Source organism: Paucihalobacter sp. (assembly GCF_036825875.1).
Taxonomy (GTDB): Bacteria; Bacteroidota; Bacteroidia; order Flavobacteriales; family Flavobacteriaceae; genus Paucihalobacter.
The window spans coordinates 40740-49302 of sequence record NZ_DAISXK010000018.1; the positions used below are offsets into that span (position 1 = coordinate 40740).

Here is an 8563-nt window from a genome sequence, read left to right on the forward strand (position 1 = left end):
TTTATAATTCTGTTAGGGTTTTTTCTCTCATGTTTTGCAGAGCCTTCTCGAGTTCCTTATGATGTTTTTTAAATTGGGAGGAATCAAAAGGAGAATAATTCATTTGTTTGAGGATATTGATGATTTGTTTAAAAAAAGTACCTACTTCTTCAAATTCAGAGAAATGAAATTCCATGTATCCTATTTCCATGAGCTTATTAAACATGTACTGTTGCCTTTCTAGCGAGGTGTTCATGTCTACGTCATCAAACGAATCTTGTTGAATGAGCGCAAAATCAATCATTTCACTTTTCCAAAAAACAACATGATACTCAACTGGTACGGCATCATCTCCTAAAATGCTGATTTGATCTCTGGCTTCCAATCCATTACGGATTAGGTCTTTGCATTTTTTTACCTTTGCCACCCAGCCTTTCTGTATAGATGTATCGGTGTTTTCAACAAATTCTGGATAATCTAAATACTTGGAATAGGAGGCAATGGGGTCAATAGCGGGATATCTTTTGGCATCGGCACGTTTCTGAGACAATGCATAAAAGCATCGTGCCACTTTACTAGTAGATTCGGTTACGGGTTCTTTAAAATTACCTCCTGCCGGAGACACAGTACCAATAAATGTAACAGATCCCCAGGCGCCGTTGTTAAGTTCGGTAAGTCCGGCACGGCTGTAGAAATTGGCTATGGTAGCCGGAAGTTCTACAGGAAAAGCGTCGGGTCCAGGGAGTTCTTCCATTCTGTTGGACATTTCCCGCAGTGCCTGTGCCCATCTGGAGGTACTATCGGCCAGAATCAATACTTTTAGGCCCATAGCGCGATAATATTCTGCCAACGTCATTCCCACGTAAACCGAAGCTTCCCGAGCGGCTACTGGCATATTGGAAGTGTTACAAATAATGGTGGTTTTTTCGTCTAAAGTTCTTCCTGTATCGGGGTCAGTAAGTTTGGGGAACTCTGTAAAAATTTCTACCACTTCATTGGCGCGTTCGCCACAAGCTACCATAATTAAAATATCGGCCTTACTGTTTTTAGCTATGGCTTGTTGCAACACTGTTTTTCCGGTTCCAAATGGACCAGGAATATAACCTGTTCCGCCTTCGGCTATTGGGTTGAGTGTATCGATAACGCGTAAACCGGTTTGAAGAATTTTGTTGGGTCTTATTTTTTGTCGAAAGGTTCTGATGGCTCTCTTAACTGGCCACTTTTGTACCATAGTAACTTCAATTTTTTCTCCCTTTTCCGAAGATAAGACAGCCATAACATCATTGATGAGGTAGTCACCTTTTTTAACAACCGATTCTACAGTATAAGTGCCTTTTAGTGTAAATGGCACCATTATTTTATGGTCAATCCAGTTTTCTTTCACGCTGCCTAGCCAATCGCCGGCATGCACGGTTTCTCCTGCTTTAATTAAAGGGGTGAAGCTGTAATAAACGTCGCTGTCTAAAGGCGGTGTGGTTTGGCCCATATCAATAAACAAACCACTCATTTTTGTGAGGTCGTTTTGAAGTCCGTCGTATTTTTTAGAAAGTATACCCGGACCCAATTCAACTTCCAGCAATCGGCCGGTGAAATCTACCAAACTACCCATTTTAATAGTCATGCTAGTTTCAAAAAGCTGCGCAGAGACTTGTGTTCCTGTAATACGGATCACCTCTGCCATCAACCGTTTATTTTCGGTGTGAATCAGGCATATTTCATTTTGGGTAACCGCTCCGTGAGCCTCAATAAAAATAAGGTTGGAAATTACGCCAGTTACTTTTCCTGTATTCATATCGCTGGAGTTTTTGTAGATGTTACATCGTTAATAATTTTATGAAGTAGCTTTTCAAAGCATTCCTGGCCATTTGATGAATCAATAATTGCCCAACGCTGTATGATTTGTAGTTTGATGGTATAGGCGAAAACATCTTCAGTACCAAACAAGCCTTGGGTTTTTTCTTCCAAAAAATCCCATATCACCGTATCTATAAAGCGCTCTATTTTTTCAGGTTTATTTTCGGATAATACTTTAATAAGTGCATTTAAATAAGGATAATCTTTTGTGACTAAAGCAGAAGGTGACCGATCCGGGCCAACTTGCAAAATTAACCTGTCGGCATCATGAATGTTGGGTTGGGAAAGGAAATCATAGGTATTGAAGTGAAACGCTGCAATAAGTGATTTTAATTCCCTAACAAAAGTAAAGTAATTGGATAAAAAGGTATTATCTAAACCAAATACTTCATTGTAAAACCTGTCTATTATGGCATCTTCCATGTCTCTTGGATTCATGTTCGCCAATCGATCTTCATTTTCTGCCAGAAAATCGTTCATAAAATCGGGAAAGTTTTTTCGGCTTAATTTGTATGCTTTTATGTCTTCAAGATTGAATACGCTTGGTTTTTTAAATGGTGCTGTTGGAAAGGCTTTGTACTCTTGACAAAGTATTGACAACAGGTTATTTATATCATTCGGATAGATTAGGTACCTCAATAATTTTTTATCCTTCTTGGTGAGGTTTCGTCTAATCATATCGAAAAGGTCATCAAAGTCTAAGTTTGACGAATCCATCTGTGGAGACATATCAGGAAGGCTAGATATGAGATAGTAGTAGTTCATTCCGGTACTTTAAATAAAACCTTATTGGTTTGCTCAGAAAGGTAAGTTCTAAAAATCTCTATGAAGTCATCATCACTAAAGGAAATCTGATAATTGTCGGCTTTTCTGGCAATTCGAAAACCGCCGTTTAAACTACCTTCAAAGCTAACGGTCATATTGGGCGTAACTTCCTTAATTCTTCGGGTAAAAGCACCACTAAGTTTATCTTCCAAGCCTTTGGGCAAAATGAGTTCGAGGTCATTGGTGTCTTTCCAATTTTTTAAAACATCAGAAATAGCCGATTGCATAAAACTCACATCGGCAAGGGCTTCTTTCGTGGTAGTTTCAATAATTTTTTTAGACAGTAAACCTTCTATTTTTACTTTAAGGTCACTAATAAATTGTTTGGCTTTAAGTTCTAATTCACTTTCTACGCTTTTCTTTAGTCTGATTGCTGCGCGCCGGGCTTCTTCCAAAATACCATCTGCTTCAGCCTTTGCATTTTGTAGTATTACAGCCTTCTCAGTTTCGGCTATTTGAAGCATTTTTTTTGATTGCTTCTCAGCCTTTTCGATACCTTCTTGATAGATTTGATCGGTTAGCTTTTCAAGATTATTAATACTACTGCTCATATTGTTGATATTAAATTACCATTAAAGGAATGGGGCTGTTAAAAACCATTTTATCGGTGAGACTTTCATGAAACAAGCTCTCAATAAATGAGTAGTTTTTAGACAGTACGACAACGGCATCGATATTATTTGCCTTAGAATACTCCATAATACCTTTATCAATATGAGGATGCTGAGTAAATGCAAAAGAAGTTTTTACATTGCTCATTTGCTTTATTAAATGATCGCGATTTTCATGTTCTTTTTTGGTCATGGTTTTTTCCTCACGATTTAAGGTAACCACATCTATTGAAAACCCTAATTTTTGACCCAAATTTGTTAGAAATACAATGGAATCATCATTGATCTTTAAACTGTAATCACAAGCTAATGCCACTTTCTTTATATGCTTTAAACTTGTGTTATCGGGAATTACAATAACAGGTGTTTCAATCATTTTGATGATTTTCGCTGTTTTAGTGCCCCAAATTTCATTAATCCCTTTGGCGCCTTTTGTGGCCATCACTAGCATATCGATACCATTACTATTTACCTTATTGGCAATATTGTCGACAGACACTCCTAATTCTTTTTTGAATGCATGCGGAATTTTTTTCAATCCCGGAATATTTTCGACTAATTGCTTGAATTGCTTGTCGATCTTTTTTTCCAAATCTGTAAGGGTGAACTTGTGACTTTCTTCAGCCAATGGGCGATGATAGACGTGATAAATAACGAGTTCGGCATTGATTTTACTTGCTAAATGAATAGCTTGATCGAGGGCATTATTGGCTCTTTCAGAAAAATCGGTAGGGACTAAAATGGTTTGTTTTGTTTTCAAGTTGTTTAATATTTATCGGTTAAATAAGTAGCTCAATCAATTGCAATAACAGTAAAACAGGCTGCCATTGATATTGCCACTAATTTACAAATTTGTAGAACTATAACCAAGCTTAAAGGGTGGTGTAGGTATTATTATATCATTAAAAATGATAATGGTCACATTATACGTTGAGAAGATTAAATTAATTAGGGAATTGATTAGTAAATGACAAAAATTGAATTGAGATATGTTCCTCGATATTTTGCCCTTGCCCTAAAGGGTAAATCGAGGAAAATCAGACACGATCTAGGGCTAAAGACAAAACAGATCTTCCTGTTTAAATATCCACAGTGTTTTTGTCATATATTAATAGAAAGTTGTTTCGTCATGTTTTTTAAATGTGCCTTGAGGCACAGTACATGAGGCACTTCGATAAAATAAAAAAATAAAGCCGTAATCAGGTATTAATTGTTAATGACTTACTCCCTCAAACTCCAAATTTCATAAATAGGGTCGCCTTTGCTTGAAAGTCCGGAATGGTGCCAGTTGCCATCTTTTAGTTCGTAATTAAATTCTAAGCTGGCGCCAACTCGGCTGATGTCTCTTGAAAAGAATTCGATATTTTCAGTATAGATGCCATCTTTGGTGATGTAAGTACCGCCACCGGTGCCCATAAATTGTTTGGTTTCGGTGTTGTAGGCAATCCATTGAAAACGTGTACCCGATAGTATTTTCATGGTTTTTCTGGGTGTATTGGTATTGCGCATCTCGGTTTCGCCATCGCGCATTCTGCCACTCATAAGCCAGGCGCCTTGCAGCGCTCCGGGTGCACCGCTGTCTATGCGTTTGAATTGCATTTCCGTTCCAACAATTTGTAAGGTGGTATCTGTAATTGATACTTCAAAACTAAAAGTTTCACCTACGGTTTCAGGAGCTTCGGTATTAAATTCAACCAGTTCGCTCATTATGTTATCTTCTAAACTCCAGGTACCGCCATTGGTATTTAAAAATTCACCTGTCCTGGCGTTGTAAGTGGTGAGTACTTGATAGCCGTCAGCAAAAATTACCACGCTTTTTAACGGAATACCATCTTCTGCAGTGTAATTACCTTCCCATGCGCCAATGACGGATTGCGCCTTCAGGAGACCAAAGGAACCTAAACAGATTAAAATAATAATATAATGTTTCATGATGTGATGTTTTGATTAAGTTAATGGTTAAAGTTAGAAATAAAACCTCAGTTTAAATTAATTAATACTCCTTATCTGCCATTGGTTTCTGATGTTTCGGTTGAATTCTTCAAGCTTTGTATAAACTCAACAGATCTTTTGAGTGCCATTTCACCTGAATCATCAAGCGTAAACTGGTATTCATGCCCCAACGCCGGTACGTGATTTTTTGGAAAAAATAGGGTATCTATTGATACATTGAGCGCAGATAGCTTGCCGGCTAAAAGTTTGGATTGGGGTAACAAAGGATCTTCATTGCCTGCCGAAATAAAGGTAGGAGGAAAGCCACTTGTAAGAAAATTGGTTACAAAAGCTGTGTTTGCATAGTTATCATCTGTGATGTCTTTTTTTCCAAAATACACCCATTTAACGGTTTCTAAAAAAGTGCCAAAAGCACCTTCTGTGCTTGTGTTATCTATATTATAAATGCCACAGTATAGCAGCAAGCCTTTTAATTGCTGGGGTTCTAGACCCGGTTCAACCTGAGTTATTTTGGCATAATCGGGATTGGTTATAATATTGGCTGTGGCCGAAGCTATCATGGAACCGGCAGAATCGCCGGCAAGAATAAAAAAGGAGGTGTCTGCATGTAAATTTTTGGCATTGGCGGAAATAAAGGCCAATGCCTTATTGAGTTGTTGTATGGGTTTTGGATATTTGCCTGCAGGGGCAATGGTATAATCTATAGATATCACCACAAAACCCTTTGAAGCCAAAATTTTACAATAATTGCTTATCTGACTTTTATCTCCTGAAATTAATCCGCCACCATGCGTCCACACGATTACTGGTAATTGCTTTTTAGATGTAATGCTATCGTTATGAAAATAAACATCTAAAAAAGCATCATTATCAGATATATCATATTGTATATTGTTAATAGTTTCAATACCATCGGGAACCTGTTGTTCTAAGGCAGCATTTACTTTAATGGCTTCTTTGTCAAAACCATATCTAATTAACCACACGGAAGGATAGGGTGAAAGCTTAAAGACTGCAAAAATCGTGACGAGCAGTATGACTACAATCAGGATAAGACGTTTAAATATCTTTTTCATCAAGCATTCGGTTTTAGTTAACCCGCAGTTGCTCATAAAGATACAAAACTTTTATTGGAAGCTGCATTTGTAAATAAAGACGATGGGCTATTTTAGGTCTCCAAACTCAATGCAGGTTGATATTTATTGCTGTTAAAAGTATTATAGAATTGGAACCAATTCTTTTAAGGCTTGTTAATTACGCGTATCTAAAAACTGAATACGATAATTATTTAGTTGTATTGCTTTTTTATAGTATCAACAGATTTTTTAACAAGCATTTTAAGTTGATCTATATCGATATCTGATAGTTTGTTTACATACAGGCAGGATGAACTTGTTTTAAACTTTCCAAGTTTTTGTAAAATATCATTGTATTCGTTAAAACCTGCAATGATGTAAATGGTAAGGTTTTGTTTTCTTGGCGAAAACCCGGTTAGGAACCAGTCGCCTTCACGTCCGCTATCATATTTATAATGATAACTACCAAAACCAACAATGCTTTCTCCCCACATTTTGGGTATTTCGTTTGTTAATTCAGTGAAAAGTTCTAATAGTATTTTGCAATCTTCTTGTCGTTGTTCATTTTCTACAGAATTCAAAAAGTCAAGAACATTAACATTGTTGGGTTGTGTTTTTAATGTAGCCATGTCTTATGGTTTTAACTTCCAAATTTTATCAGAAAATGACAAATATTCCGGCAAAGCAGCTGAACCGTACCAGTTATAAATATCGTAATCTAAAAGTCCGTTTTTAATGGCCAAGTCTGTTAGCAAAAGTTCTTTAGCTTCATCTATAGAGTTTACATTATCTAGAATAAAAATGCCTCTGTAACCATCGTTGTTTTTGCCTAACGGACCAGCAACAATAAGCTTACCAATTTTTACCAGGTGATTGATATTTTCCATATGACCTTTAAAACTGGTGGTGATGAGTTCCTGATTGGTGGTGGTATTGGTGCCTGTTTTTAAAATTACTAAAAAGTAACGCTTCATACCATAATCGTCTGCACCTAGTTTTTCGGCCAAGGCTTTGTCGTAATTTGGATTGGTATCTAGTGTGTCGATTTTAGTGTTATTTTGTGCAAATGCAGTATTAATAACTGACAAAAGCACTAAGGTTATCAAATATTTCATAGTTAAATTATTTATTATAACTAATTTAAAGTATCAGGCTTTTTTTAATGTAATGCCACACCTAAAGTAAGAATTTTAGATCTTATTTTTTTGCAACAACTCATTAAGTCATCACAATTACAACATGTCATCTGTATTTTTAACCTCTTTGAGATACCGCACTATTACTTTAATAATCACACGTAGTATTAAAGCGGCAGCCACTATAAAGATAATTGTTTTTTGTATCCATTATTATTGTTTATGGTTACCCCATTTTACCATCACCATCAATGTCTTTAGTGAGTTGTGTTTCTAGTGCTGCCAGCGTTTTGCGCAGTAATGCTCTTGTATTGGCTAACTCTGTTTCAAGCAGTACTATGCGCTCTTCAAGGCTGTTTGCTTTGTTTTCTTGTTTTTGTAATTCATCTTGTTGTTTTAAATCCCAAAAAAATGCCCATAGTATAATTGGTTTAAGTTGATGTTATAAATATAATTCATTTAGCTGGATTCCATTTTTAAAACGCATTACATTGTTGTGAAGGTCTTACGTGTAATTTATAAATTGGATTACTTTAGCCATTTACTTTAAATGCTTTTGTGTTAAAAATCACACTAACTTTTTATCTTAAGTTACTTTATTTTAAGGTGGTTGTCTTTGTTATTTATATCTATGGCACTAAGGCTTTGGTCTTTCGGTCTTCATTACAGTTATTTACTTGCAAAGCAATCAAAATCCCAATAAACACAAGAACAATTTCGCCGACAGCATATTTGAAATACTGAACCGTTTTACCTTTTGCTAGTAAATTTTGTCTAATTCGCCTAAAGAATTTAATCATATCATGGTTATTTAAAGTCCTCACTCAAGCTGGCTCTTCACTATCAAAGGTCTACTAGACCATTGCTTAACGTTCGGCCCTCTAAAAAATTTTATCATTGTTATTGGTTGATTATAGTCTCTACTCAGCAGCTTCAGCGTAGGAGCAATGAAGCACAACGTTTAGTATATGAAAAGTAGGCGATTTCGAAGCACGAAACTTTCGGTTAAGCACAAAGTTTGACACGAGCCACAAACCTTGATTTTATTACTATTCCGCCTATTTTTTATATACATTGTTATGCCTTCGCCTTTTTTATTTCTTCTTTGGTTGCCTGTAATGATTTGCTC

General features: G+C 36.3%; 9 protein-coding genes. All 9 read right to left on the bottom strand.

Annotation, left to right across the window (positions count from 1 at the left end):
* Window position 1: 1 nt before the first annotated feature.
* On the bottom strand, window positions 2–1771 hold the full coding sequence (locus V7Z48_RS07125; RefSeq protein WP_334112713.1) for a V-type ATP synthase subunit A: 1770 nt from the start codon (window positions 1769–1771) through the stop codon (window positions 2–4).
* Window positions 1768–2598, bottom strand: a complete 831-nt coding sequence (locus V7Z48_RS07130; RefSeq protein WP_334112714.1) for a DUF2764 family protein — start codon at window positions 2596–2598, stop codon at window positions 1768–1770. Before V7Z48_RS07130 ends, V7Z48_RS07125 begins: the two co-directional genes overlap by 4 nt.
* Window positions 2595–3209, bottom strand: a complete 615-nt coding sequence (locus V7Z48_RS07135) for a hypothetical protein (RefSeq protein ID WP_334112715.1) — start codon at window positions 3207–3209, stop codon at window positions 2595–2597. The genes V7Z48_RS07130 and V7Z48_RS07135 overlap by 4 nt, the downstream gene beginning before the upstream one ends.
* 10 nt (window positions 3210–3219) lie before the next feature.
* A complete protein-coding gene (locus tag V7Z48_RS07140) occupies window positions 3220–4029 on the bottom strand; it encodes a universal stress protein (RefSeq protein WP_334112716.1) in 810 nt (269 codons plus the stop codon).
* A 461-nt stretch (window positions 4030–4490) separates the two neighbouring features.
* The gene (locus V7Z48_RS07145) at window positions 4491–5201 is read right to left on the bottom strand and encodes a membrane or secreted protein (RefSeq protein WP_334112717.1); all 711 of its coding nucleotides are present in this window, start codon (window positions 5199–5201) and stop codon (window positions 4491–4493) included.
* A gap of 71 nt (window positions 5202–5272) precedes the next feature.
* The gene (locus V7Z48_RS07150) at window positions 5273–6298 is read right to left on the bottom strand and encodes an alpha/beta hydrolase (protein WP_334112718.1); all 1026 of its coding nucleotides are present in this window, start codon (window positions 6296–6298) and stop codon (window positions 5273–5275) included.
* Window positions 6299–6510: 212 nt separating this feature from the next.
* Window positions 6511–6927, bottom strand: coding sequence for a DUF1801 domain-containing protein (locus tag V7Z48_RS07155; RefSeq protein WP_334112719.1), 417 nt, complete (start codon window positions 6925–6927; stop codon window positions 6511–6513).
* 3 nt (window positions 6928–6930) lie between these two features.
* Window positions 6931–7413, bottom strand: a complete 483-nt coding sequence (locus V7Z48_RS07160; RefSeq protein WP_334112720.1) for a YciI family protein — start codon at window positions 7411–7413, stop codon at window positions 6931–6933.
* 650 nt (window positions 7414–8063) lie between these two features.
* A complete protein-coding gene (locus V7Z48_RS07165) occupies window positions 8064–8234 on the bottom strand; it encodes a hypothetical protein (protein ID WP_334112721.1) in 171 nt (56 codons plus the stop codon).
* Window positions 8235–8563 lie beyond the last annotated feature (329 nt).

Coding starts and splice junctions, on each gene's coding strand:
- V7Z48_RS07145 (WP_334112717.1), bottom strand. CDS start 5,201: ATGAAACATTATATTATTATTTTAATCTGTTTAGGTTCCTTTGGTCTC.
- V7Z48_RS07155 (WP_334112719.1), bottom strand. CDS start 6,927: ATGGCTACATTAAAAACACAACCCAACAATGTTAATGTTCTTGACTTT.
- V7Z48_RS07130 (WP_334112714.1), bottom strand. CDS start 2,598: ATGAACTACTACTATCTCATATCTAGCCTTCCTGATATGTCTCCACAG.
- V7Z48_RS07150 (WP_334112718.1), bottom strand. CDS start 6,298: ATGAAAAAGATATTTAAACGTCTTATCCTGATTGTAGTCATACTGCTC.
- V7Z48_RS07135 (WP_334112715.1), bottom strand. CDS start 3,209: ATGAGCAGTAGTATTAATAATCTTGAAAAGCTAACCGATCAAATCTAT.
- V7Z48_RS07125 (WP_334112713.1), bottom strand. CDS start 1,771: ATGAATACAGGAAAAGTAACTGGCGTAATTTCCAACCTTATTTTTATT.
- V7Z48_RS07160 (WP_334112720.1), bottom strand. CDS start 7,413: ATGAAATATTTGATAACCTTAGTGCTTTTGTCAGTTATTAATACTGCA.
- V7Z48_RS07165 (WP_334112721.1), bottom strand. CDS start 8,234: ATGATTAAATTCTTTAGGCGAATTAGACAAAATTTACTAGCAAAAGGT.